18 protein-coding genes are annotated in these 24,961 nt (G+C 69.5%); 9 read left to right on the top strand and 9 right to left on the bottom strand.

All coding sequences use genetic code 11. From position 1 onward, the window contains the following. Position 1: 1 nt before the first annotated feature. Genes pdeM through CQ393_RS14980 form a run of 4 tightly spaced genes read right to left on the bottom strand, consistent with a single transcriptional unit; the run spans position 2 to position 5,691 of the window. On the bottom strand, positions 2–649 hold the full coding sequence (pdeM, locus tag CQ393_RS14965; RefSeq protein ID WP_153192547.1) for a ligase-associated DNA damage response endonuclease PdeM: 648 nt from the start codon (positions 647–649) through the stop codon (positions 2–4). Next, a complete protein-coding gene (locus CQ393_RS14970) occupies positions 639–3,092 on the bottom strand; it encodes a ligase-associated DNA damage response DEXH box helicase (protein ID WP_153192549.1) in 2,454 nt (817 codons plus the stop codon). Before CQ393_RS14970 ends, pdeM begins: the two co-directional genes overlap by 11 nt. After that, positions 3,089–4,693, bottom strand: coding sequence for an ATP-dependent DNA ligase (locus CQ393_RS14975; protein ID WP_153192551.1), 1,605 nt, complete (start codon positions 4,691–4,693; stop codon positions 3,089–3,091). The genes CQ393_RS14970 and CQ393_RS14975 overlap by 4 nt, the downstream gene beginning before the upstream one ends. Then, positions 4,690–5,691: a ligase-associated DNA damage response exonuclease gene (locus CQ393_RS14980; protein WP_153192553.1), complete on the bottom strand. Its 1,002-nt coding sequence runs from the start codon at positions 5,689–5,691 to the stop codon at positions 4,690–4,692. Before CQ393_RS14980 ends, CQ393_RS14975 begins: the two co-directional genes overlap by 4 nt. Before the next feature lie 88 nt (positions 5,692–5,779). Between CQ393_RS14980 and CQ393_RS14985 the strand changes: the two genes are divergently transcribed. Next, the gene (locus CQ393_RS14985; protein WP_153192556.1) at positions 5,780–7,423 is read left to right on the top strand and encodes an isovaleryl-CoA dehydrogenase; all 1,644 of its coding nucleotides are present in this window, start codon (positions 5,780–5,782) and stop codon (positions 7,421–7,423) included. Between the two features lie 43 nt (positions 7,424–7,466). Here the strand turns inward: CQ393_RS14985 and CQ393_RS14990 are convergent, their stop codons facing one another. After that, the gene (locus CQ393_RS14990) at positions 7,467–8,399 is read right to left on the bottom strand and encodes a LysR family transcriptional regulator (RefSeq protein WP_153192558.1); all 933 of its coding nucleotides are present in this window, start codon (positions 8,397–8,399) and stop codon (positions 7,467–7,469) included. A 241-nt stretch (positions 8,400–8,640) separates the two neighbouring features. Between CQ393_RS14990 and CQ393_RS14995 the strand changes: the two genes are divergently transcribed. Together CQ393_RS14995 and CQ393_RS15000 are read left to right on the top strand one after the other, a co-directional pair. After that, positions 8,641–9,579, top strand: coding sequence for an alpha/beta hydrolase (locus tag CQ393_RS14995; RefSeq protein ID WP_153192560.1), 939 nt, complete (start codon positions 8,641–8,643; stop codon positions 9,577–9,579). Between the two features lie 156 nt (positions 9,580–9,735). Then, positions 9,736–10,596, top strand: a complete 861-nt coding sequence (locus CQ393_RS15000; RefSeq protein WP_153192562.1) for an SDR family NAD(P)-dependent oxidoreductase — start codon at positions 9,736–9,738, stop codon at positions 10,594–10,596. A gap of 300 nt (positions 10,597–10,896) precedes the next feature. On the opposite strand, the gene CQ393_RS15005 is transcribed toward CQ393_RS15000, so the two are convergent. The 3 genes from CQ393_RS15005 to CQ393_RS15015 all read right to left on the bottom strand — a co-directional run bounded on the left by CQ393_RS15005 (position 10,897) and on the right by CQ393_RS15015 (position 13,293). Continuing rightward, positions 10,897–11,292, bottom strand: a complete 396-nt coding sequence (locus CQ393_RS15005) for a hypothetical protein (protein ID WP_153192563.1) — start codon at positions 11,290–11,292, stop codon at positions 10,897–10,899. A gap of 361 nt (positions 11,293–11,653) precedes the next feature. Beyond that, complete coding sequence (locus CQ393_RS15010) at positions 11,654–11,995, bottom strand: hypothetical protein (protein ID WP_153192565.1); 342 nt, start codon at positions 11,993–11,995, stop codon at positions 11,654–11,656. A 122-nt stretch (positions 11,996–12,117) separates the two neighbouring features. After that, positions 12,118–13,293 carry an acetyl-CoA C-acyltransferase gene (locus CQ393_RS15015; protein WP_153192567.1) on the bottom strand — a complete coding sequence of 392 codons (1,176 nt, stop codon included), beginning with the start codon at positions 13,291–13,293 and terminating at the stop codon, positions 12,118–12,120. 185 nt (positions 13,294–13,478) lie between these two features. Between CQ393_RS15015 and CQ393_RS15020 the strand changes: the two genes are divergently transcribed. After that, positions 13,479–16,283: an autotransporter serine protease gene (locus tag CQ393_RS15020; protein ID WP_153192569.1), complete on the top strand. Its 2,805-nt coding sequence runs from the start codon at positions 13,479–13,481 to the stop codon at positions 16,281–16,283. A 71-nt stretch (positions 16,284–16,354) separates the two neighbouring features. On the opposite strand, the gene CQ393_RS15025 is transcribed toward CQ393_RS15020, so the two are convergent. Next, positions 16,355–17,452 carry a Glu/Leu/Phe/Val dehydrogenase dimerization domain-containing protein gene (locus tag CQ393_RS15025; protein WP_153192571.1) on the bottom strand — a complete coding sequence of 366 codons (1,098 nt, stop codon included), beginning with the start codon at positions 17,450–17,452 and terminating at the stop codon, positions 16,355–16,357. 274 nt (positions 17,453–17,726) lie between these two features. On the opposite strand from CQ393_RS15025, the gene CQ393_RS15030 reads away from it, so the two are divergent. The 5 genes from CQ393_RS15030 to CQ393_RS15050 all read left to right on the top strand — a co-directional run bounded on the left by CQ393_RS15030 (position 17,727) and on the right by CQ393_RS15050 (position 24,612). Continuing rightward, positions 17,727–21,242, top strand: a complete 3,516-nt coding sequence (locus CQ393_RS15030; protein ID WP_153192573.1) for a methylmalonyl-CoA mutase family protein — start codon at positions 17,727–17,729, stop codon at positions 21,240–21,242. Positions 21,243–21,285: 43 nt separating this feature from the next. Then, a complete protein-coding gene (locus tag CQ393_RS15035) occupies positions 21,286–21,840 on the top strand; it encodes a DUF262 domain-containing protein (RefSeq protein ID WP_153192576.1) in 555 nt (184 codons plus the stop codon). 10 nt (positions 21,841–21,850) lie between these two features. Further along, the gene (locus tag CQ393_RS15040; protein WP_153192578.1) at positions 21,851–22,381 is read left to right on the top strand and encodes a hypothetical protein; all 531 of its coding nucleotides are present in this window, start codon (positions 21,851–21,853) and stop codon (positions 22,379–22,381) included. A 3-nt stretch (positions 22,382–22,384) separates the two neighbouring features. Beyond that, positions 22,385–22,861: a hypothetical protein gene (locus CQ393_RS15045; protein ID WP_153192580.1), complete on the top strand. Its 477-nt coding sequence runs from the start codon at positions 22,385–22,387 to the stop codon at positions 22,859–22,861. Between the two features lie 128 nt (positions 22,862–22,989). Beyond that, positions 22,990–24,612 carry a sensor domain-containing diguanylate cyclase gene (locus tag CQ393_RS15050; protein WP_153192582.1) on the top strand — a complete coding sequence of 541 codons (1,623 nt, stop codon included), beginning with the start codon at positions 22,990–22,992 and terminating at the stop codon, positions 24,610–24,612. Positions 24,613–24,961 lie beyond the last annotated feature (349 nt).

A 24,961-nucleotide genomic window follows, 5' to 3' on the forward strand; every position in this document is an offset into this window, starting at 1 on the left:
GTCAGGACGGGGGCAGGGCGATGGCCTGTCCCTCGACACAAACCACCACGCGCTGGCCCGGCTGCGCCTGCAGCAGCTGCCCGCCGGTGAAATGCGAGAACGCCGGCAGCACCGTCAGCGCCTGGCGCAGGTGGAACGCCGGCCAGCGCCGCTGCATGCCCGGCAACCGCGCCACCGGATGCAGGTGGCCGGCGACGACGTGGCCGCGCGGGTCCGGCCGCGGCTCGTGGGCGAACACGAACGGCGGCTGCGCCACCGCTCCCGGATGGATGTCGATGTCCAGCGCCGCCGCGCCGGCGGCGCGGTCGTGGTTGCCGCGCACCAGGTGCAGGGCGACGGCGGCGTGGGCCTGGCGGAAGCGCCGCCACTGCGCCAGCCACGCGGCATCGGCGGCCATGCCGGCGTGCAGCATGTCGCCCAGGATCCACAGCTGCGCCACCGGCAGCCGTCGCAGCAACGCGTCGAGCCGCGCCAGGTCGTGGCCGGTGCCGCCGCGCGGCAGGGCGATGCCGGCGCGACGGAACGCATCGCCCTTGCCCAGGTGCAGATCGGCCAGCAGCAGCCAGCGTTGGCGCGGCCAGTACAGCGCGCGTTCGCCGCACAGCAGCATCTCCTCGCCGGCCAGCAGCAGCGGCAGGTCAGCGGCCATGGCGCCGTTCCAGTTGCGCGGCGGCGCGCAGCACGCGCTCGCGCCAGCTTTCGTTGCTCAGCTTGCCGCGCAGGCGCTCGGCCCACAGCGGGAAAGCCAGCGGCGTCAGCGTCGGCGGGTGTCGCAGTTCGATGCGGCGCCGGGCGCAGTCGTCCAGGGTGCGCAGCAGGCCGGGCAGGTCCAGCGCTTCGTCCAGTGCCTCGCGCTCGGCCTGGGCCAGCAGCAGGTGGCCCGGATCGTGTTCGCGCAGCACGTCGTAGAGCAGGCCGCTGGAGGCCTGGAGTTGCCGCAGCGAGCGCGGCGCGCCGCCCGGCGGCGCCGGCACCAGCAGGCCGGCGGTGCGGGCGATGCCGCGGAACTGGCGGCGCGCCAGCTCGGCCAGGTTGACCGCCTCGCGCAGGTCGGCTTCCACCGCTTCGGTCGAGAACAGGGCGTGCAGCCGCGCCGGCTCCAGTTGCAGCGGCCGTTCCGGCGCCAGCACCAGGCCCAGGTCGGTGACCGCGTAGCCGATGCTGTTGCGCGCCTGGCGCGACAGCCGCAGCGCCAGCAGGGTCGCCAGCGCCTCGTGGATGCGGCGCCCGGCGAACGGATAGCAGAACAGGTACTGGCCGTCGCGCCGCTGCACCTGTTCCAGCAGCAGGTCGGTGGCCGCGGGCAGCGCCGACAGCGCTTCCTGCAGCGCCAGCAGCGGCCGCAGCCAGCGCATCTCCGGGCTGGCGTCGGGCGCGGCCAGCAAGGCGGCGACCTCGCGGCCCAGCGGCTCGGACAGCGGCAACTGCCCGCCCTGCCAGCGCGGCACGGTGGCCGATGGACCGCGCGCGGCGCGCACGTAGGCCACCATGTCGCGCAGCCGCACCAGTTCCAGCAGGCGCCCGGCGAAATGGAAGCGTTCGCCCGGGCGCAGGCGGCCGGCGAACTGTTCCTCCACCGAGCCCAGTTCGCCGCCGCGCAGGAAGCGCACCCGCACGCTGCCGTCGCTGCTGATGGTGCCGATGGACAGGCGGTGGCGGCGGGCGATGCGGCGGTCGTGCACGCGGTAGACGCCGTCGGCGTCGAGGCTGACGCGCTGGAAGTCGGGGTAACGGCCAAGCGCGGCGCCGCCATGCACGATGAAGTCCAGCACCGCCTGCCACAGGCCCTGCTCCAGCGCGGCGAAGGAATAGCTGCGCCGCACCCGCGCCAGCAGGTCGCCGGCGCGGAAGCCGCCGCCCAGCGCGCAGCTCACGCAGTGCTGCGCCAGCACGTCCAGGCTCAGCCGCGGCGGCAGCCGCGCCTCGATCACCCCGGCGCGCAGCGCGTGGCGGGCGGCGGCGTACTCGACCGTTTCCAGCGCGTGGGTGGGTACGCAGACCACGCTGCCGCTGGCGCCGGGGCGGTGGCGGGCGCGGCCGGCGCGCTGGCGCAGCCGGGCGATGCCCTTGGGGCTGCCCAGCTGCAGCACCTGGTCCACCGCCGGGAAATCCACGCCCAGGTCGAGGCTGGAGGTGGCGACCACGCAGCGCAGGGTGCCGGCGCGCAGGCCATCCTCGACCTGCCGGCGCAGCGTCAGGTCGAGCGAGCCGTGGTGCAGCGCCAGCGCGGCTGGATCTTCCGGCCAGACCGAGGCCAGCGCCTGGTGCCACAGTTCGGCCTGCGCGCGGGTATTGGTGAACAGCAGGCTGCTGCGCGCGGCCAGCAGGGCCTCCAGCACCCGCGGCAGCTGCGCCAGGCCCAGGTGCCCGGCCCACGGGAAACGTTCGCCGGGGGCCGGCAGCAGGGTGGTCACGTGCACCGGGCGTGCCCGCGCGCCGTGTACCAGCCGCGCCTGCGGCAGGTCAGGCAGCAGCACCTGGCAGGCCTGCTGCGGATTGCCCAGGGTCGCCGACAGGCCCCAGGTCCGCGCCTGCGGCGCGGCCTCGCGCAGCCGCAGCAGGTCCAGCTGCAGCAGCACGCCGCGCTTGCTGGCCAGCAGTTCGTGCCATTCGTCGACGACGATGCAGCGCAGCCGGCGCATGTGATCGAGCGTGTGCGCGTGGCTGAGCAGCAGCGACAGCGATTCGGGCGTGGTCACCAGCACGTCGAGCCGGCCTTCCAGTGCGCGGCGGCGCTCGCCGGCGCCGGCGTCGCCGGTGCGCAGCCCCACTTGCCAGTCCAGCCCGAGCGCCTGCAGCGGCGCGCGCAGCGCCAGCGCGGTGTCGCCGGCCAGCGCCCGCAGCGGCGTCACCCACAGCACCTGCAACGGCCGTGCGGCGCCGCGCCGGCGCGGTGGGGTTTGTTCCTGCAGCGCCTGCAGCAGGGGACCGCCGTAGACCGCCAGGGTCTTGCCGCTGCCGGTCGGGGTCAGCAGCAGCCCGGAGTCGCCGGCCAGGTAATGGCGCCACATCGCGCGCTGGAACGGCAGCGGCTTCCAGCCGCGGCTGGCGAACCAGGCACCGAGCGCGGCCTGCGCCTGCGCTGGCGTCATCGCGCCAGGTCCAGCAGCGCGGCCAGCGCGTCGGCGTCGGCCGCGCGCTTGTCCTGGCGCCAGCGCAGGATGCGCGGGAAGCGCACCGCCACCCCGGACTTGTGCCGGCTGCTGCGGTTGACGCCCTCGAACGCTAATTCGAACACCTGTTCCGGCGGCACGCTGCGCACCGGGCCGAAGCGCTCCAGGGTGTGGGCGCGGATCCAGCGGTCCAGGGCGGCGATCTCGCTGTCGTCCAGCCCGGAATAGGCCTTGGCCACCGGCACCAGGCGGCCTTCGTCCCACAGGCCGAAGGTGTAGTCGGTATGCAGGGTGCTGCGGCGGCCGTGGCCGGCCTGCGCGTACAGCAGCACCGCGTCCACGGTGAGTGGGTCGATCTTCCACTTCCACCAGTCGCCGCGGCGGCGCCCGGACTGGTAAGGCGAGGCCAGCCGCTTGAGCATCAGCCCCTCGACGCCGCGCTGGCGCGAGCCGGCGCGCAGCGCCGCGGCCTGCGCCCAGTCGTCGGGCAGCAACCGCGGCGAGGCCTGCAGGCGCGGGTCGCCCAGGGTATCGAGCAGCGTTTCCAGCTGCGCACGGCGCCAAGCCAGCGGCAATTCGCGCAGGTCGCGGCCGTCCAGTTCCAGCAGGTCGAAGGCCAGCAGCCGCGTCGGCGCCGCGCGCAGCGTCGCCGCGCCGGGTTTGCGCCGCTGGATGCGGGTCTGCAACGCGGAGAACGGCAGCGGCGCGTCCGCGTCCGGCTGCCAGGCCAGCAGCTCGCCGTCGATCACGCAGCCGTCGGGCAGCGCCGCGGCGGCCTGCTCGATCTCCGGGAAGCGGCCGTCCAGCCGTTCCTCGCCGCGCGACCACAGCGCCACCTCGCCATCGCGCCGCAGCAGCTGCAGGCGGATGCCGTCCCACTTCCATTCCAGCAGCCAGTCCTGCGCCGCTCCCAGCGCTTCGGGTTCGCCCTGCAATGGCGAGGCGAGGAAGAACGGGTAGGGCTGGCGGCGGTCCTCCGGCGACTCCGCGGGCGAGAGCAGCCGCGGCAGGAACGCCGGCGACGGCGTCCAGCCGCCGAGCATGCGCTGGGCGATGCGCGCGATGTCCAGCCCCGACCACTCGGCCAGCGCCTGCTGCACCAGCCGCTGCGACACGCCCACGCGCAGCGCGCCGGTCAGCAGCTTGTTGAACACCAGCCGCTCCGGGTAGGCCAGCGCGCGCCAGCCGGCCACCACCGCGGCGCGGCGCTCGGGTTCGGGCTGGTTGGCGGCCGGCAGCAGGCGGCGCTCGATCCACGTGGCCAGCGAGGCGTCGGGCGCCGCATGCGGCGGGTCGTCCAGCAGCAGGGTCAGGGTCTCGGCCAGGTCGCCGACGTGGTCGTGGCTGTCGGCCACCAGCCAGTCCGGCAGCCCGGCCTCGGCCGCCACCCAGGCGCGCAGCTCGGTGGTGGTGGCCAGCTTGCGGCGGGCGCCGCCGACCTTGCCGCCGGCGAGCAGGTGCAGCGCCCAGGCGGCGTCGTGGGCGTCGGCGTGGCGGAAGTAGTCCACCAGCGCGGCGCGCTTGTCGCCGGTGGCGGTGCTGCGGTCCAGCCGCTGGTACAGCCGCGCGAACGCCTTCATTCCTCGTCCCCGTAGCCGGTGCGGAAGGTTTCGGCGGCCACGCCCCGGTCCTGCAGGTAGCGGATCAGCGCGTCGCTGTCGCCGTGGGTGGCGATCACCCGGCGCGCGCCGGTCTGTTCGATGGTGGCCAGCAGCGCCGGCCAGTCGGCGTGGTCGGAGACGACGAAGCCGCGGTCCAGGTTGCGCCGCCGGCGGTTGCCGCGCAGCCGCATCCAGCCCGAGGCGAAGCCCAGCTGCCAGTGGCCGAAGCGGCGCAGCCAGGTGCCGCCGGCCACCGAGGGCGGGGCCAGCACCAGCCGCCCGGCGGCGTCGGCGCGGCGCTCCTGCTCGGCGACCGTCTCGCATCCGGGCAGGGCCACGCCGGCGTCGCGGTAGGCGCGCACGCCATTGGCGATGGCGCCATGCAGCCACACCGTGGGCGCGTCCAGCCGCTGCAGTTCGGCCAGCAGCCGCTGCGCCTTGCCCAGCGCGTAGCACAGCAGCACGGCCGCCTCGCCGCGCGCCTCGCACTCGGCGCGCCACTGCAGGATGTCGGCGGCCACCGCGGCGGTGTCCGGCCAGCGGTAGACCGGCAGCGCGAAGGTGGCCTCGGTGATGAAGGTGTCGCAGCGCAGCGGCTCGAACGGCGCGCAGGTCGGGTCCGGCTGGCGCTTGTAGTCGCCCGAGGCCACCCAGACCTGGCGGCCGTCGTCGATGCGTACCTGCGCCGAGCCGAGCACGTGCCCGGCCGGATGCAGCGACACCTCCACCCCGCCCAGGCCGAAGCGCTGGCCGTAGTCGTGCGCCTCGATGACCGCGTCCTCGCCCAGCCGCCAGCGCAGCAGCGAAAGGCCGGGCCGCGCGCAGTGGTAGCGGCCCATGCCCGGCCGCGCGTGGTCGCCGTGGGCGTGGGTGATGACCGCGCGCGCCACCGGCCGCCATGGGTCGATATGGAAATCGCCGGCCGGGCAATACAGCCCTTCCGGCCGCAGCACCACCAGGTCGTCTTGGCTGGACATGCGCCCGACTGTGCCGGGCGCTTCGTGCAGGCGGCGAGAACGCCCGCTGCGGCACAATGCACTGGCCGCACCCTCGGGAGGTGGAACGATGACCGACGCGACCGCGCCGTTCGAGACCCACGTGGTCCACAACCAGCCGCCGCCGTTTCCCGAGCGCAACCTGTGGCGCGACGACATCGCGCTGCGCGAGGCGGTCGCGCGCGAGGGCGGCGGGGCGTTCGCCGCCGAGCTGGACGCCTACGGCGCGCTGGCCGGCGGCGAACTGTACCTGCTCGGCTTCGACGCCAACCGGCAGCGGCCGCTGCTGCGCACCCACGATGCGCAGGGCCACCGCATCGACACCGTGGACTTCCACCCGGCCTGGCACCGGCTGATGGACGTGGCCAAGGCGCACGGCGTGGCCGGGCTGTCGTGGTCGCAGCCGCGGGCGGGCGCGCACGTTGCGCGCGCCGCGCTGAGCTTCCTGCACCACCAGGCCGAGGCCGGCAGCAGCTGCCCGCTGACCATGACCCACGCCGCGGTGGCGGTGCTGCGGCGCGAGCCGGCGCTGGCCGAGTGGGCGGCCAAGGCCGCCGCGCCGCACTACGACCCGCGCGACGTGCCCATCGCCCACAAGGCCGGCATCACCGTGGGCATGGGCATGACCGAGAAGCAGGGCGGCTCGGACGTGCGCAGCAACCGCACGCTGGCCACGCCGCTGGCGGAGGAGGGCGACTATTCGCTGGTCGGGCACAAGTGGTTCTTCTCCGCGCCGATGTCCGACGGCTGGCTGGTGCTGGCGCAGGCGCCGGGTGGGCTGAGCTGTTTCCTGCTGCCGCGGCGGCTGCCAGACGGCACCCGCAACGCCTTCCGGCTGATGCGGCTGAAGGACAAGCTCGGCGACTGGGCCAATGCCTCCAGCGAGGTCGAGTTCTGCGGCGCCCGCGCGCGGCGCATCGGCGAGGAAGGGCGCGGCGTGGCGACCATCATCGAGATGGTCATGCTCACGCGCCTGGACTGCATGCTCGGCGCCGCCGCGGAAATGCGCATGGCGCTCGCCCAGGCGCTGCACCATGTCCGGCATCGCAACGCCTTCGGCCGGCGCCTGGTCGACCAGCCGCTGATGGCCAACGTGCTGGCCGACCTGGCGCTGGAATCGGAGGCGTCCACCGCGCTGGCGCTGCGCGTCGCGCGCGCGGTGGATGCGGCCGCGCACGATCCGGACGAAGCCGCGTTCGCGCGCGTCGCCACGGCGGTGGGCAAGTTCTGGATCTGCCGGCGCGCCTCCGGCTTCGTCAACGAGGCGCAGGAATGCCTGGGCGGCGCCGGCTACATCGAGGACTCGATGCTGCCGCGCCTGTACCGGCAGGCGCCGCTCAACTCGATCTGGGAAGGCAGCGGCAACGTGCAGTGCCTGGACGTGCTGCGCGCGCTGTCGCGCGAGCCGGCGTCGCGGCAGGCGCTGCTGCGCGAGCTGGAACAGGTCCGCGGCAGCGAAGCGGCCTACGACGCCGCGCTCGATGCCCTGCGGCGGACGCTGGACGAGGCGGCGGTGGCCGAGTCCGCGGCGCGGCGGGTCGCCGCCTCGCTGGCGATCCTGCTGCAGGCCGCGACCCTGCTGCGCGCGGGCAGTCCGGTCGCTGCGGCGTTCATCGGCGCGCGGCTGGCGCACGGCGCGCCGCCGGCCTACGGCATGCTGGATGCGCGCGTGCCGTTCGCCGCCTTCCTGGAGCGCGCGTTGCCGGAGGATTGACGGCGCTGCCCTTTTCGCGCCGGATGAAACGGGCAACGGCGGTTCATGCCGGGGGCTGCGGCGCGTCCTGCGCTTCCATCCGTTCCAGGTTCCCGCGCAGCGCCTGCAGCAGCAGCGAGAACGCCGGCGAGGCGGGGCGGCGGTTGGGGTAGTAGAGGTGGTAGGGCTCGTAGGTCTTGCGCCAGTCCGCCAGCACCTCGACCAGTTGCCCGGATTCCAGCCAGGGCTGGGCATGGTGCAGCGGCAGGTAGGCCAGGCCGATGCCCTGCAGGGCCGCCTGGCAGGTGGCGCCGATGCCGTTGACCACCACCTGGCCCTCGGGCTTCACCCGCTGGTCGCGGCGGCCACGGGTGAAGGTCCAGGCGTAGATCTCGCCATGGGTGGGCAGGCGCAGGCCCACGCAGTTCAGGTCCACCAGTTCCTGCGGCCGCTGCGGGGTGAAGTGAGCGGCCAGGTAGGCGGGCGTGGCGACCACCGCCATCGGGATCGGCGGGCTGATGCGCATGGCGATCATGTCGCGCGCCACCAGCCCGCCGCGGCGCACGCCGGCGTCGAAGCGGCCGCTGACGATGTCGGAGCGGGCGTAGTCGGTGGTCAGCTCGACGCGGATGTCCGGGTACTGCGCCAGCATCGGCGCGATGGCCGGCATCAGCACGTTGTGCACGGCGAACTCGTCGGCGTTCAGGCGCAGCGTGCCGGCCGGCTTGCCGCGCAGCTCGCCGATCCGCGACAGCCCGGCCTCGATCTCGTCCATCGCCGGCCCGACCAGCGAGCGCAGGCGCTCGCCTGCCTCGGTCAGCGCCACGCTGCGGGTGGTGCGGGTGAACAGCCGCAGTTCCAGCCGCGTCTCCAGCGTGCGTATCACCTGGCTGAGCGCCGACTGCGACACGCCCAGGCGCGCGGCGGCGCGGGTGAAGTTGGCCTCCTCGGCCACCATCAGGAACGCGGTCAGTTCCTTGAGCGTGCTGCCGGTCATTGAGAAGATTTCCTGATAAGTACAACAGGATTTTCCGGGATTATCGCGGTAATGCAATGTCCCTAACCTGTGCATCCGGCGCCGGGGCCCGCCCTGGCCACCGGCCACGAGGAAACCGCCATGCCGGCCACCACTTTCGCCAACGACCCCGCCGGAACGGGGCGGCGAGGCGGTGCCCCGGCCCAGCCCGTTCTTCGGGAGCCGCCTGTAACGCACCCACCGGATGAAGAGGAATATTTCCATGAGCACCCAGCAAGCCATCGCCTTCAGGAACCGCACCTGGGACGTGGCCGCCACCCTGCGCCTGCCCGAGGGCTTCGACCCCGGCAGGAAATACGCCGCCATCGTCTGCGCGCACCCGATCAGCAGCTGCAAGGAGCAGACCTCCGGCGCCCTCTACGGCGAGGCGCTGACCAGGGAGGGCTTTATCACCCTGGCCTTCGACGCCTCCACCCAGGGCGCCAGCGGCGGCGAGCCGAGGTACAGCGAAGACCCGGCCACCCGCGTGGAGGATTTCCGCTGCGCGGTCGATTACCTGGTCACGCTGCCCTACGTCGATGAGGAGCGCATCGGTGTGCTGGGCGTGTGCGGTGGCGGCGGCTATGCCGTCAGCGCGGCGATGACCGAACGCCGCTTCAAGGCGGTAGGCACCGTGGTGGCCGCCAACTACGGCCGGCTGATGCGCGAAGGCGACATGTCGCCGGACGCGGCGATCCGGACGCTGGACGCCATCGCCGCCCAGCGCACCGCCGAGGCGCGCGGTGCCGAGCCGCTGGTCGTCGGCTACATCCCGGGCTCCGAGGCCGAGCGTGCGCAGGCCGGGCTGGACGACATCGACATCGTCGAGGCCGTGCAGTACTACACCACGCCGCGCGGCCGGCAGCCGGGCTCGCCGAACAGGCTGCGCTTTTCCAGCACCGCCGCCGCCGTGGGCTGGGACGCCTTCCATCTTGCCGAGGTGCTGCTGACCCAGCCGCTGCACATCGTCATCGGCAGCGTGCCGGGCGGCTTCGGCTCCTACCGCGACGGTTTCGAGCTGCATCGCCGGGCGCGCTCGCAGCACAAGAGTCTGCAGATCGTCGCGGGCGCCAGCCACTACGACCTGTACGACAAGCCGGAAGCCACCGGCCAGGCGCTGGCGCAGCTGGTGCCGTTCTACCGCAGGCACCTGGGCGTCTGAGCCTCCGCACGCGGCGCTGTTGCGGGTGCTGCGCGCGGTCCACGGCTTTTCCCATCGTTCTCCGGTCCTCCCGGCGCCTGCCGCCGGGAATGGCCGCGCCGTGCCGCACCCGGCCGGCCTGATTGCCGGCCACTCTCCCTTCTTCAAGGAAACGACATGAGCAAGACATGGTTCATCACCGGCGCCTCGTCCGGTTTCGGCAAGGCCCTGGCCGAACAGGTGCTGGCCCGGGGCGACAACGCCGTGCTGGCCGCGCGCCGCCTGGAGCCGCTGCAGGCCATCGCCGCCGCGTACGGCGAACGCGCGCTGCCGCTGCGGCTGGACGTGACCGACGCCGCCGCGCGCGCCGCCGTGCTGGAGGCCGCCGCCGGCAGGTTCGGCCACATCGACGTGCTGGCCAACATCGCCGGTGCCGGCGCCTACGGCGCGCTGGAGGAATTCACCTCCGCGCAGATACGCGCCAACCTGGAGCTGAACTTCTTCGCCGCCGCCGGACTGTCGCGCGAGGTATTGCCGCAGATGCGCGCGCGGCGGTCCGGGCGCATCCTCAACCTGACCAGCATCGCCGGCCTGGTGGCCTTCCCCGGCAGCGGCCTGTACAACGCGTCCAAGTTCGCGCTGGAAGGCTTCACCGAAGCGCTGCACCACGAGGTCGCGCCGTTCGGCATCGGCGTCACCCTGGTCGAGCCGGGCGCCTTCCGCACCGGTTTCGCCGGCGCGGCCGCCATGCGCGCGGCGGGCCGCATCGCCGACTATGCGGCGCTGGACGCGGGCATGGACGACTACTTCGCCGATCAGGATGGCCGGCAGATGGGCGATCCGGCCAAGGGCATGCGGGTGGTCGTGGACATGGTGGAAAGCGGCGAGGCACCGGTGCGCCTGATGCTCGGCGAGGACGCCTACCAGCTGTGGGAAAGCGCGCTCGCCTCGCGCAGCCGCGACCTCGCGCGATGGCGCACGCGCGGCGAGGACACCGCGATCCCGGGCGCGGCGAAGAACCCGGTGCAGGCGTTGTAGGTCGAGCGCGGCACTTTCTCCGGCTCATCCGCGGGAGTGGATGCAGGCCGACGGTGCCGTCCGATCCATCGGCCCCGTGCAAGTCACACGCAAGGAGCGGGGGCGGCGGGCTTCCCGCCATGCAGTTCCGCCGTTCGCTGTTCCAGCGGGAGCGGGAAGGCCGGCTCCGCTGCATTCCCGTCGATCGGGGGCGTACCGGCGTGGCTGGAACGGACCTCTTCGTATCCTGCCGCCCCTCTCGCACTGGAGAGGGGCGACCTGACGAGGGCTCTGCGTGCCCTCGGTTACCTATGCGACGGATCAGCGCTTGGCGTCGTCGGCCTTCTCGCGCGCCTTCTCGGCCGCATCGTGCGCATGGTCGGCGACCTTCTGCGCGGCGTTGGCGGTCGCGGCGCTGGCATCGGCCGCCGCTTCCTTGGCCTTGACGGCGGCGTCGTCCGAAGCCGAGCGGGTCGCATCGGCCGCGCGGTCCAGCGCCTGCTCGGACTTGGCGGCCGCTTCGCGGGTGGCGTCGGCCGCACGGTCGGCCGCCGTGCGCGCCGCATCGGCGGCCGATTCGCCGGCGCTGCGTGCGGCATCGGCGGCATGGTCGGCGGCGGCCTCCGCATCGCGCTTGGCCTGTTCGGCATCGGGGTTGTTGCAGGCGGCCAGTGCCAGCACAAGGCTGCCGGCCAGCAGCGGGACAAGGATCTTCATTGCGTTCTCCTGATGTTGGGGGACGACGCGCGCAGCGTAGGAGGACGCGGATTCAGATTGCGTCAACGCCGCGGCGATGGCGCGCGGGCGTGTACCCGCTGGAGGAGTCATGCCGCCTGGCCGGAAGGAGGGCGCCACGTACTGCGCCAGCGGCCGGAACGGCCACGCGGAAGGGCAGATGGCCGATGGCGATCCCGATACATCTGCCGGCGCCCTGCATGGGCGGCGGACGTGAACCAACCGCCGCGACGAGTTCCGGCAGGCATCGCAGGTCGATGGAAGGTTTGCCGCCGTGGATCGGGCAACAAAAAAGCCGCTGGCGAACCAGCGGCTTTTCAGACTTGCGTCGAAGAAGAAGTTATTACTTCTTGGCTTCTTCAGCAGCGTCCTTGGCCTTGTCGGCCACGTCTTCAGCAGCCTTGGCAGCGTCGGCAGCGGCGCCGGCAGCGGCGTCGGTAGCGGCGCCAGCGGCGGCGGCAGCGGCGTCACCAGCGGCGTCAGCAGCGGTGGCGGCGGTGTCGGCAGCAGCCTGGGCGGCGTCGGCGGTCTGGGCGCCGGCGGCAGCAGCCTGGTCGGCGGCGGCCTGGGCGTCGGTGGCGGCTTCGTTGGCCGAAGCAGCGGCGTCCTGGGCAGCTTCCTGCTTCGAGCAGGCGGCCAGAGCCAGGCCCAGGGCCATCGCGATCAGCAGCTTGTTGATGCTCATTGTGTGAATCCTCGTCGTTAGATTAGGCAACGCGCCATTGCGCGCCTTAAACATGATGACAAGCCGATTTCGACTGTCAAGCGAACGCGCATTCATTTTTGAGAAAAAGGTATTAATCCCAATTAAATCAATTCGATGGCGATGGCCGTCGCTTCGCCGCCGCCGATGCACAGCGAGGCGATGCCACGCTTGAGGCCGCGCTTGCGCAGGGCGTTCACCAGCGTGACCACCAGCCGCGCGCCGGAAGCGCCGATCGGATGGCCCAGCGCGCAGGCGCCGCCGTTGACGTTGACCTTGGCGTGCGGGATGCCCAGTTCGCGGATCGGCGCCATCGCCACCACGGCGAAGGCTTCGTTGATCTCGAACAGGTCCACCTCGTCGATCTTCCAGCCGGCCTTGTCCAGCACCTGCCTGATCGCGCCGATCGGCGCGGTGGTGAACCATTCCGGCTCCTGCGAGAAGGTGGCGTGGGCGACGATGCGCGCCAGCGGCTGCACGTCGCGGCGTGCGGCCTCGTCGGCGGCCAGCAGCACCACGGCGGCAGCGCCGTCGGAGATGCTGGACGAACTGGCCGCGGTCACGCTGCCGTCCTTCTTGAAGGCCGGTTTCAGGGTCGGGATCTTGGCGATGTCGGACTTGCCCGGCTGCTCGTCCTGGTCGAACTCGGCCTCGCCCTTGCGGGTGGCGACCTTGACCGGGACGATCTCGCCCTCGAACGCGCCGCCGGCCTGCGCGGCCTGGGCGCGCCTGACCGACTCGATCGCGTAGGCGTCCTGCTCCTCGCGGGTGAAGCCGAACTTGGCGACCGTGCCTTCGGCGAACACGCCCATGGCCTGGCCGTCGTAGGGATTGGTCAGGCCGTCCCAGGCCATGTGGTCCACCGCCTGGAAGTTGCCGTAGCGGTTGCCGGTGCGCGAGTTTGGGATCATGTGCGGCGCGTTGGACATGGACTCCATGCCGCCGGCGACGACGACGGTGGCCGAGCCGGCCTTGATCAGGTCGTGGCCGAGCATGACGGCCTTCATGCCCGAACCGCACACCTTGTTGAGCGTGGTGCAGCCGGTGCTGGTCGGCAGGCCGGCGGCGAGCGAGGCCTGGCGCGCCGGCGCCTGGCCCAGGTTGGCAGGCAGCACGCAGCCCATGATCACTTCGGAGACGTCGGCGGCGGCGACGCCGGACTGCTCCATGGCCGCGCGGATCGCGGTGGCGCCGAGGGTCGGGGTGGGGACGCCGTTGAACTGGCCGAGGAAGGAGCCGATGGCGGTGCGCTTTGCGGCGGCGATGACGATGTCGGACATGTGCGGTCTCGGTTGTATCCTGCAACGATTATCGAAAGCCGCTGGCGGCGTGCCCATTGGACCAACGGCACATCCGGGCAGACAGCGGTTTGTCGTTGCAGTATAGAAGGTGTGCCATCGCATGGCCGGCCGATGGCAATACCTGAACACACATCGGTGTCCGGCGAGCCATTGGGGAAGAGCAGATGCGCAGCGCACCGCGGGGCCGCAACGTACTGGCCGCTTCTTTGACGCTGGTCCTGGCCGCCTGCGGCGGGGGCGGCGGCACCAAGTCCACGCCGCCACCGGTCAACCCGCCGCCGACCACGCCACCGCCCACCCCGACCACGCCGCAGCCGGCGATGGACGCGCACCTGGCGCTGACCAACGCCAAGGCCGCGCAGGCGGCCGGTTTCACCGGCGCCGGCATCCGCATCGGCGTGGTCGATTCGGGCGTGATGCGCAACCACCCCGCGCTGGCCGGGCGGGTGCTGGCCAACTTCAGCTACGTGGACCCGCGCAGGAACAACCTGGCGGTGGACGACGTGGTCGGCCACGGCACCACGGTGGCGCAGCTGGCCGCCGGCGCCGCCACCGGGCAATGGCCCGGGGGCATCGCGCCGGGGGCGCAGATCGTCTCGGCGCGCATCATCAACGACGAACGGCCCAAGGACGACGGCTCCGGCCAGGGCAACGAGGTGACCGGCGGGCTGGGCATGGCCGGCATCCACGACGACCTGATCCGCGCCGGCGTGCGCATCATGAACAACTCCTGGGGCGGCCTGTACTGGACCCGCGCGAACGTGACGGCGGAAATCGCCGCCGAGTACCGCCCTTTCATCGTCGGCAACGACGGGCTGGTGGTGTTCGCCACCGGCAACGAAGCGCGCGCCAACCCCGGCGACATGGCCGCGCTGCCGAGCCAGCCGGGCGACGGCGGCACGCACCCGGCGGCCGACCTGGAGCGCGGCTGGCTGGCGGTGGCGGCGCTGGACACGGCGAACCCCGGCCGCCTGGCCGACTACTCCAACGCCTGCGGCGTGGCGAGGAACTACTGCCTGGTCGCGCCGGGCACCGCCGCGTTCCTCGGCGCCAATGCCACGGCATCGAATCTCTCGTATTACTTCGGCAGCGGCACCTCGTATGCGGCGCCGCTGGTGTCCGGCGCGGCGGCGCTGGTGTGGCAGGCGTTCCCATATTTCGACAACAACCTGGTGCGGCAGACGCTGCTGGGCACCGCCACCGACCTGGGCGATCCGGGGCCGGACGCCGTGTTCGGCTATGGCCTGCTCAACGTCGGCAAGGCGGTGCAGGGGCCGGCGAAGTTCGACTGGGGCGACGTCACCGTCGCCCTGGAGGGCAGTTCTACCTGGAGCAACGCGCTCACCGGCAGCGGCGGGCTGGTCAAGCGCGGCGGCGGCACGCTGACGCTGGGCAACGCCGGGCTGCCGCTGGACTACACCGGCGCTACCCGCATCCAGCAGGGCACCCTGGTGCTGGCCGGCGACCTGCACCATTCCGATGTGTCCGTGGAAAGTGGCGGGCGCCTGGCCGGCACCGCATGGATGGGCGCGGACCTGCGCAATGCCGGCGTGGTCGAGCTGGATGCGGCCGGCGCCGCGCAGGGTGGCATGCGGGTGGCGGGCGACTACGTGCAGCTGCCCGGCGGGCGGCTGGCGCTGACGCTGGGCAACGGCCAGCTGCAGGTCGGCGGCAGCGCCACGCTGCAGGGCGGCGACGTGCACGTGCTGGGCGTGCGCCAGGGCTACGTCACCCAGGCGCGCGAGTACGTGCTGACCGCCGATGGCGGCCTCACCGGCCGTTTCGACGCACTGACATCCGCATCGGGCGTATTCCTGAAGGCCGCGCTCGGGTACAGCAGCACCCAGGCGTGGATGGACATCGAACGCATCGACGTCAACGCCGCCGCGCGCTCGATCGCCGGCATCAGCCCGGCGGCACTGGGCGCTGCGGCGCGGGTGGAGCAGGCGTTCCGTCAGCTCGACGCGCAGCAGGGCAGCGGCCCGGTCGCCGGCGGCTTCATCCGCGCCGCGGCAGCCATCCAGCAGAGCCCGGGCCAGCAGGCGGCCGTGGCGACCCTGCGCAGCCTGTCGGGCGAGGCGCATGCCCTGGCGACGGCGATGACCTTCGACGGCATCGACATGAACCGGCGCGCGCTGTCGGCGCAGTTCGGCGAGGGCGGCAGCCGCGCCGACGGCGCCTGGTCGCGTTCGCTGGGCGGTGGCGGGCAGGGCGGGTATGCCGGCAGCGACTACCGCCTGGGCGGATGGATGCTGGGCCGCGAGACCGGCATCGGCGAGGCGCGGGTAGGCGTCGCCTTCGGACAGATGCAGGCCGAACTGGCCGGCGGCGTGGCCGGCGACAGGGGCCGCGACCGCCAGACCCAGGCGCGCTTCTACGCCGGGCAGCAGTGGGGACGGGCCTACGCGCTGGGACAGCTCGGCATCGGCCGCTACCAGCGCGAGCTGGACCGTGGCCTGCTGCTCGGCGGCGAGCGCGCCGGCGTGCAGGCGCAGTACGACGGCCGCTTCCTGGCCGGCAGCCTCGAGGCGGGCTACCGCTTCGGCGGCGCGGCCGCCTCGTTCACGCCTTATCTCGGCGTCGACTACGCCCGCATCGACAGCGATGCCTTCCACGAGCAGGGCGGCTACGGTTTCGGGCTGAGCGCCGGCGACTGGCGCTCCAGCCAGGCGCGCGCGCTGGCTGGACTGCGCGGCAACTACCGCTGGCGCGCACTGGAAGTGAACGGGTATGCCGAATGGCAGCAGTCGCTGTCCGCCAGCGGCACCGCGTTGTCCGCGCGCTTCACCGGCATCGACGCCTGGGCGCCGCTGCAGGGCCTGCAGCCCGCGCCGGCGTCGGGGTTGGTCGGGGTGTCGTTCGATGGCTGGCTGACACGCGATGCGCGCCTGTCGCTGGGCTACGACCAGCGCTTCGGCGGGCGCCAGGACAACCGGCAGGTGTCGTTGCGGTTGCTGCGCGCGTTCTGAGTTCCCGGCGGCGGGCACGAGAAGGCGGACGACGCTGTCGCCCGCCTTTTTCTTGTTCCACGATGCCGCGCTTATTCGCCGCGCAGGCGGCTCATGCGCGGCGCGGCGCGGCCCAGCGGCATCTTCAGCTTGCCGATGGATTCGATGCGCGCCTCGGCGATGCGGTCGGCCGCGCGCTGCGGCGAGACGCCGTCGCGTTCGGACTGGTCGAAGATGCGGCCGAGGTTGTGGTAGATGCTGCGGATCAGGCGCATGGCGCGCTCGCGGTTGTAGCCGTCGATCTCCAGCGACACGTTCATCACGCCGCCGGCGTTGACCGCATAGTCCGGCGCCCACAGCACGCCGCGCTTGTACAGCTCGTCGCCCACCGCGTGGCTGGCCAGCTGGTTGTTGGCGGTGCCGCAGATGACCTTGGCCTTGAGCCGGTCCAGCGTCTCCATGCCGACGGCGCCTTCCATCGCGCAGGGCGCGAACACGTCGGCGGCCACGTCGTAGATGGCGTCGGGCTTGACCGCCTCGCAGCCGTACTCGGTGACCGCGCGCTGCACCAGCACCGGGTCCAGGTCGGTCACGTACAGCTTGGCGCCGCGCTCGCGCAGCAGCTTCACCAGTTCCATGCCGATGTGACCCAGGCCCTGCACGGCGATGCTGACCTTGCCCACTTCCTCGTGGCCGAACTTGCGGTTGATCGAGGCCATCAGCGCCTGCAGCGCGCCGTAGGCGGTGAACGGGGCCGGGTCGCCGGAGCCGCCATGGACCTGGTGCACGCCGGTCACGTAGCCGGTCTCCAGGTAGATCTGCTCCATGTCGTTGACGTCGCTGCCGACGTCCTCGGCGGTGATGTAGCGCCCGCCCAGCGCCTCGACCTGGCGGCCGAAGGCGCGGAACAGCACCTCGCTCTTGTCGGTGCGCGGATCGCCGATGATCACCGCCTTGCCGCCGCCGACGTTCAGCCCGGCCAGCGCGTTCTTGTAGGTCATGGTGCGGCTCAGCCGCAGCACGTCGCGCAGGGCGTCGTCGCTGTTGGCGTAGGGACGCATGCGCACCCCGCCCAGGGCCGGGCCCAGCGTGGTGTTGTGGATGGCGATGATCGCCTTCAGGCCGGCATCGCGGTTATGGCAGAACACGACCTGTTCGTGGCCGGAAGTGGCGAGGGTTTCGAAAAGCATGGAAGCTCCGATAGGCGTTACTGCGACAACGTCCGTGATCCTGCAGGCAACTGGCGGGCCAGAAAACAAAAATGCGACTTCGTCGTTGGGGTGACGGGTCGCGGGCGGCCATTCTAATGCATTCGGCGGCCGCGGGATGTTCACGCCGCCGGACGCCCCGGCGCCGCTCCGGGAAGGCCGATGCCGCGGCAAGGTCACGCTGCGCTGCAACCTGACCTGTGCGGCATGCGGCCCTATCATCGGTTTCAACAGAAACCGAGATGTCGCACGGCCCATGAGCACGCCCGCCCCCCACCTCCCGCAGACGCAGACGGACACCAGCCCGCTGCGCTTCGTCACCGCCGCCAGCCTGTTCGACGGCCACGACGCGGCCATCAACATCATGCGCCGGCTGATCCAGGCGCAGGGCGCGGAAGTGATCCACCTGGGCCACAACCGCTCGGTCGAGGACGTGGTGCGCGCGGCGCTGCAGGAAGACGCCGACGCCATCGCGCTGTCGTCCTACCAGGGCGGCCACGTGGAGTACTTCAAGTACATGGTGGACATGCTGCGCGAGCGCGGCGCCGGCCACATCCGCGTGTTCGGCGGCGGCGGCGGCACCATCACCCCGGAGGAGATCCGCGAGCTGCAGGACTACGGCGTCGAACGCATCTACCACCCCAACGACGGCATGAAGATGGGGCTGGTGGAGATGATCCAGGACGTGGTGGTGCGCGCCGGGGGCACGCGGGAACAGGGAATCGGGAACGGGGAAGGGGATGTTTCCGCCAGGCCCGACATCAATGACGAGATCGGCATCGGCCGCATGCTCAGCGCGCTGGAGGACGGCCGCTTCAGCGACGCCGAGCTCGAGAAGCTGCGCAAACACTGGGCCAGGGTGGACGGCGATTCCCCGTTCCCCGTTGCCCATTCCCGGCTTGCCCCGGTCATCGGCATCACCGGCACCGGCGGCGCCGGCAAGTCCAGCGTCACCGACGAACTGCTCAACCGGTTCCTGGCCAGCTTCCCGCAGATGCGCATCGCGGTGGTCTCGGTCGATCCGACCCGCCGCCGCACCGGCGGCGCGCTGCTGGGCGACCGCATCCGCATGAACGCGCTGCGCAGCCCGCGCGTGTACATGCGCTCGATGGCCACCCGCCGCCAGCACGCGGCGGTCAACACGGTGCTGCGCGACTGCATCGGCTTCCTCCGCTCGCTGGCCTACGACCTGGTCATCGTCGAGACCGCCGGCATCGGCCAGAGCGATTCGGAGATCGTCGACCTGGTCGATTTCCCGATGTACGTGATGACCAGCGATTTCGGCGCGCCGAGCCAGCTGGAAAAGATCGACATGCTCGACTACGCCGAACTGGTGGTGCTCAACAAGTTCGACAAGCGCGGCGCCGAGGACGCGCTGCGCGACGTGCGCAAGCAGTGGAAGCGCAACCGCGTGGCGTTCACGATGAAGGACGAGGACGTGCCGGTCTACCCGACCATCGCCTCGCAGTTCAACGACCCGGGCATCAGCTGGATGTTCGCCAACCTGTGCCGGTTGTTGCGCGACAAGCGGGGAATGGGGAACGGGGAAGCGGGAGGGGAGGGGCACTGCGATTTCGCCCCGGCCATCGACACCACCTTGAAGGAGCCGCGAGCCACCGTGCTGATCCCCGGCAGCCGCGTGCGCTACCTGGCCGAGATCGCCGAGCAGGGCCGTTCGATCAATGCCCGCATCGAATCGCAGGCGGACGTTGCCGAGCGCGCGCAGGGCTGCTGGCAGGCGTTGAAGGAGCTGGGCAATGCCGCGTTGCCGAAGGCGCTGGACCTGTACCCGGTCGACGCGCTGACCGACGGTGCCGGCGACACCAGCCTGCGCACCCTGCGCCAGCGCTACAACGACGCGGTGCAATCGCTGGATTCGGAGGCGCTGCGGCTGCTGCGCGAATGGCCGGCGCGGCTGAAGTCGATCACCGACGAGGTCAACGAATACCAGGTGCGCGGCAAGACCATCCGCGTGGAGAACTACCGCCAGTCGCTCAGCCACCAGCAGATCCCCAAGATCGCCGCGCCCACCTACCGCAGCTGGGGCGAACTGCTGGTGTTCCTGCAGAAGGAGAACCTGCCCGGTTCCTATCCGTACACCGGCGGCGTGTATCCGTACCGCCGCAGCGGCGAGGACCCGATCCGCATGTTCGCCGGCGAAGGCACGCCCGAGCGCACCAACCGCCGCTTCCATTACCTGAGCGTCGGCCAGCCGGCCGCGCGCCTGTCCACCGCCTTCGACAGCGTCACCCTGTACGGCGAGGACCCGGCGCCGCGCCCGGACATCTACGGCAAGATCGGCAACTCCGGGGTCAACATTCCCACGCTGGACGACATGAAGAAGCTGTACTCCGGCTTCGACCTGTGCGCGCCGACTACCTCGGTGTCGATGACCATCAACGGCCCGGCGCCGATGATCCTGGCGATGTTCATGAACACCGCCATCGACCAGCAGGTGGAGAAGTATCTGAAGGCCGACCCGGCGCGCTGGGCCGAGGCCGGGAAGAAGATCGCGGCGATGTTCGACGGCCGCGCCCGCCCGCAGTACCACGGCGAACTGCCGCCGACCAACGACGGCCTGGGCCTGGGCCTGCTCGGCGTCACCGGTGACCAGCTGGTGGACGCCGACACCTACGCGCGCATCAAGGCCGAGACGCTGTCCACCGTGCGCGGCACCGTGCAGGCCGACATCCTCAAGGAAGACCAGGCGCAGAACACCTGCATCTTCTCCACCGAATTCGCGCTGCGGATGATGGGCGACATCCAGCAGTACTTCGTCGACCACGGCGTGCGCAATTTCTACTCGGTGTCGATCTCCGGCTACCACATCGCCGAGGCCGGCGCGAACCCGATCAGCCAGCTGGCCTTCACCCTGTCCAACGGCTTCACCATCGTCGAGTACTACCTCGCGCGCGGCATGAAGATCGACGACTTCGCGCCCAACCTGTCGTTCTTCTTCTCCAACGGCATGGACCCGGAATACACCGTCATCGGCCGCGTCGCCCGCCGCATCTGGGCGCGCGCGATGCGCGAGCGCTACGGCGCCAACGAGCGCAGCCAGATGATGAAGTACCACATCCAGACCTCGGGCCGTTCGCTGCACGCCCAGGAAATCCAGTTCAACGACATCCGCACCACCCTGCAGGCGCTGTACGCCCTGTTCGACAACTGCAACAGCCTGCACACCAACGCCTACGACGAGGCCATCACCACCCCGACCGAGGAAAGCGTGCGCCGCGCGGTGGCGATCCAGATGATCATCAACAAGGAGCTGGGGCTGAACTTCTGCGAGAACCCGTGGCAGGGCAGCTTCATCGTCGACAAGCTCACCGACATCGTCGAAGAGGCCGTGTACAAGGAGTTCGAGGCGATCAGCGAGCGCGGTGGCGTGCTTGGCGCGATGGACACCATGTACCAGCGCGGCAAGATCCAGGAAGAAAGCCTGTACTACGAACACAAGAAACACGACGGTAGCCTGCCGCTGGTCGGCGTCAACATGTTCCTGCCGAAGGAGCATGCCGGCGAAGTGGCGACCGAGATCGAGTTGATCCGCTCGACGGAAGAAGAGAAGGGGCAGCAGATCGAGAACGTGGCCGGCTACCAGGGCAGCCGCAACGGCTATGCTGCCGATGGGCTGAAGGCGCTACAGGCGACCGCGCGGGAGCGGCGGAATGTGTTTGAATCGCTGGTGGAGGCGGTGAAGACGCACAGCCTGGGGCAGATTAGCCATGCGCTATACGATGTGGGTGGCGAGTACAGGCGAAATATGTGATTTATTTGCGCAGCTCGTTATAAGCTATTTCAGGAGGATTTGAATGTCACCAGATGCTGTCGATGAAGCGAATGTGGTTAGGGAGGATGAGTGGCTTTATGAGCACACGGAAGATGATGATGAATCAAAAGGTATGCTTGCTCCATATCAAATTTCCTTTTTTCCAGCTGACTTTACCCTAAGTGGTTATCACGAGAAGAAGAAAAATGGCCAGCTTATAATTCCGCCCTTCCAAAGGAACTATGTTTGGGATGTCGTTAAGGCTAGCAGGTTGATTGAGTCTTTCCTCTTGGGACTTCCTGTGCCTGGGGTTTTTCTCTATAAGGAGAAAAAAACAAATCGACTGCAAGTGATTGATGGCCAGCAGCGCATAACCAGTGCCATCCGATTCTTTGAGTCTAGGTTTGATGATAGGGTATTTCGACTTAAGGGTGTTCAGCCTAGGTGGGACGGTAAGACTTTTGATGAATTGGATGAGGTGGACCGTTTTCAGTTGCACGACACAGTGCTCAGAGCAACTGTTGTGCAGCAATTAGACCCGGAGGATGATTCAAGTATTTATCACGTGTTTGAGCGGTTAAATACTGGGGGGGGTTAATCTTAACCCAATGGAGGTGCGAAAATGTGTTTATTTTGGCGAATATTTTCAGCTTCTTGAGCATCTCAATGAATATCAGGGGTGGCGCAAGATTCTTGGAAAAGATGCGCCCGACAAGCGGCTTCGTGACACAGAGTTATTGCTTCGGGTGTTGGCGTTTGGCTATGATGGCGCTCATTATGAGAAGCCTATGAAGCAGTTTCTAAATAGGCATATGCGTGAGACGCGAAGAATGAGTGCTGATGATTTGAACGCGCGCATTAAAGATGCCGCGACGCGTTTTGAAAGCACTATTGACTTGGTGATTGAAGCGTTGGGTGAGAAGCCTTTTCACCTCAGGCAAAGATTGAATTATGCAATTACGGATGCTGTTCTTGGTGCGATACTCAGTGGCGTCCGGCCTACCGTTGATAAAATTCGTGCTGGTTACGATTCTTTATTGAGGGATGATGATTTTATTGCGGCGGTATCTTTTAATACTAGTGATGAGAAGCAGGTTGCCATTCGAGGCTTGCTTGCAAAAGAAGCGTTTCAGGTGTAGGGCATGGAGTGGCTTCTGCGTACGCGGCTAGCATTAGATGAGTGTCGTCAGCATATCGATGCGACGTCTTCATCTGGATCGGAAGTCGAGGCCTTCTTGGCGCAGTATTTGCTAATAGTGTTGAGTGCGGAGATTCAGGAGGAAATATATAGAGTTGTAGAGATGCGTGCCAATAAGTGTGGTGACAGGGAGATATGTGAATTCACGCTTGCATCTTCTAAAAAGATACTTCGCAGTGTAAAGATTAATGAGTTGTCGGGATTCGTTGGGGGATTTGGGGTTGAGCGTAAAGCGAAATTCGGCGGCTTGCTCGATGATAGAACTATATTTCAATATAATTCGGCTATTGACAATAGGCATTCGGTCGCCCATAGAAGTGGGGCCCAGGTTACTCTCGCTGATATGCTTGCTGTCATTGAGTCGGCAACGCTGGTTTTACAGTCAGCTATGGCAGCATTGATGGATGATCCTGTCGGGTGATGGTTTACATGATCATCCCGCGAATTCCTTAGGCCCAATGCAGCCATGCCTGCATGGATACGGCAGCATTGTTAGCTGGGGTGCACGCCGCTGGACTGGGCAATTGCGCTCGGTAACCATAGCCCCGTATGCCCACCATCCCCACGCCGTCCGCGCACCTGCTGCAACTGCTGCCCGAGGCAGTGGTGCAAACGGATGCGCTGTGGGAGATCACGTACCTCAACCCAGCCTGGCACACGCTTACCGGCCATCCGGTGGAGGCGGCGCTCGGCCGGTCCCTGCTTGAATTCGTGCATCCCGACGACGTGGGCACCCTGCGCTCGGGCATGCCGGTGTTCCGGTTGCGGTTCGCCGATGGGGATTACCGCTGGGTGCGCCTGCAGCTCCATCCGGAGACGGATGCGGCGGAGCGGGTGATCAGCCGCCAGGGCGTGCTGATCGAGATCACCGAGGTGACCGAGCAGGTGCTGGTGGAGGTCCGCCAGCGTTTCCTGCGGCTGCTGGAGACCATCGACGGCGTGGTCTGGGAGGCCGAGCGCGGGGTGGGCAATACCTTCCTGAGTCCGCAGGTCGAGCGGCTGTTCGGCTACACGGTGGAGGAGTGGCGTTCCGATCCGGGTTTCTGGCGGTCGCGCGTGCATCCGGACGATCTGCCCGAAGCGCTGGCCATCGACGATGCCGCGTACAACGCCACGCACAGCTATGCCTACGAGATGAATTACCGGCTGTTCGCCAAGTCCGGCAAGGTGGTGTGGGTGCGCGACCTGTGCCGCGCGGTGGTCGAGCCGGAGCGGCCGAACCGCATGATCGGGCTGATGATCGACGTGACCCGGCAGAAGAACACGGAGCTGGAGCTGCTGCGCTCCGACAACCGCTATGCGCTGGCCACCCTCGGCTCCAACGACGGCATCTGGGACTGGGACCTGCGTACCGACGTGCTGCATGTGTCCGGGCGCTTCCACGAGATCGTCGGGCTGGGCGGTGCCGATCACGTGCACGGTGGCGGCTGGGATTTCTTCCACCAGCTCATCGATCCCGACGACCGCGCGCGGGTGCAGGCGGCCTGCCGCCGGCACCTGTCGGGCGACAGCCCGAACTTCTCGGTGGATTTCCGCGCATTCCACGGGGCGGGGCGGCTGGTGTGGGTCAACTGGCGCGGGGTCGCACAGTTCGAGGACGGTGTCGCCGTGCGCATGGCCGGCTCGTTGAGCGACCTGGCCGAACGCGGCAGTTCCTACGACGCCCTGACCAACCTGCCGGGCCGGCCGCTGTTCCGCGACCGCCTTGCGCATGCCATCGCGCTGCACCGGAACGAGGCCGCGAACGACGAGGAGGCGCCGGCACGGGCGGGGACCACGATGTTCGCCGTGCTGCTGCTGGACCTCAACCGGTTCAAGGCCGTCAACGACACCCTGGGCCACCACGTCGGCGACCAGCTGTTGCAGCAGGTGGCGCGCCGGCTCGAATCCTGCGTGCGCGCGGTGGACCTGGTCGCGCGCATGAGCGGCGACGAGTTCAACGTGCTGCTCGAAGCCATCGAGCCCGACGAAGCGGCCGCGCGGGCCCGGCAGATCGCCGCCGCGCTCGAAGCGCCCTACGAGATCGGCGGACACACGGTGAGCAGCGGCGCGAGCATCGGCCTGGTCAGCAGCGCGTCCGGCCTGGCGACCATCGACGACTACCTGCGCGCCGCGGACTCAGCCATGTACCAGGCCAAGAGCCGGTCGTTGGGCGTGTGCGTTTTTGCATGACGCACATCCCTGTGCGTCACCCTTCGGGCGACTTCGCCGTGAAAAACGGCTGTCCTTCCGTTTTTTCATGATGCGCACCCCGGGCGTCGTCGTTCGGGCGGCCTCGCTGTGAAAAACGGTGACGTTTTCCCGGTGGAAGGAGGCTGAAAGCCGCTATCGACCGGAATTCGCCAAGCCCCTTCGGGGGCGGTGGCCTACGCTACGGCCTGGCGCGCGACGACAGTCTGCCGGAAGCGGTCGCCGTTCCAGAGGTGCCGATGTTGAAGGCAGCGGGCGATGGCGGTCCTGTGTCGATGGCTGCGCCCCGATACCGGTACCGGCGGCCCACCCGCCACAGGCCATGACAGAT

The organism is Stenotrophomonas sp. MYb238 (genome assembly GCF_009496535.1).
GTDB lineage: Bacteria > Pseudomonadota > Gammaproteobacteria > Xanthomonadales > Xanthomonadaceae > Stenotrophomonas.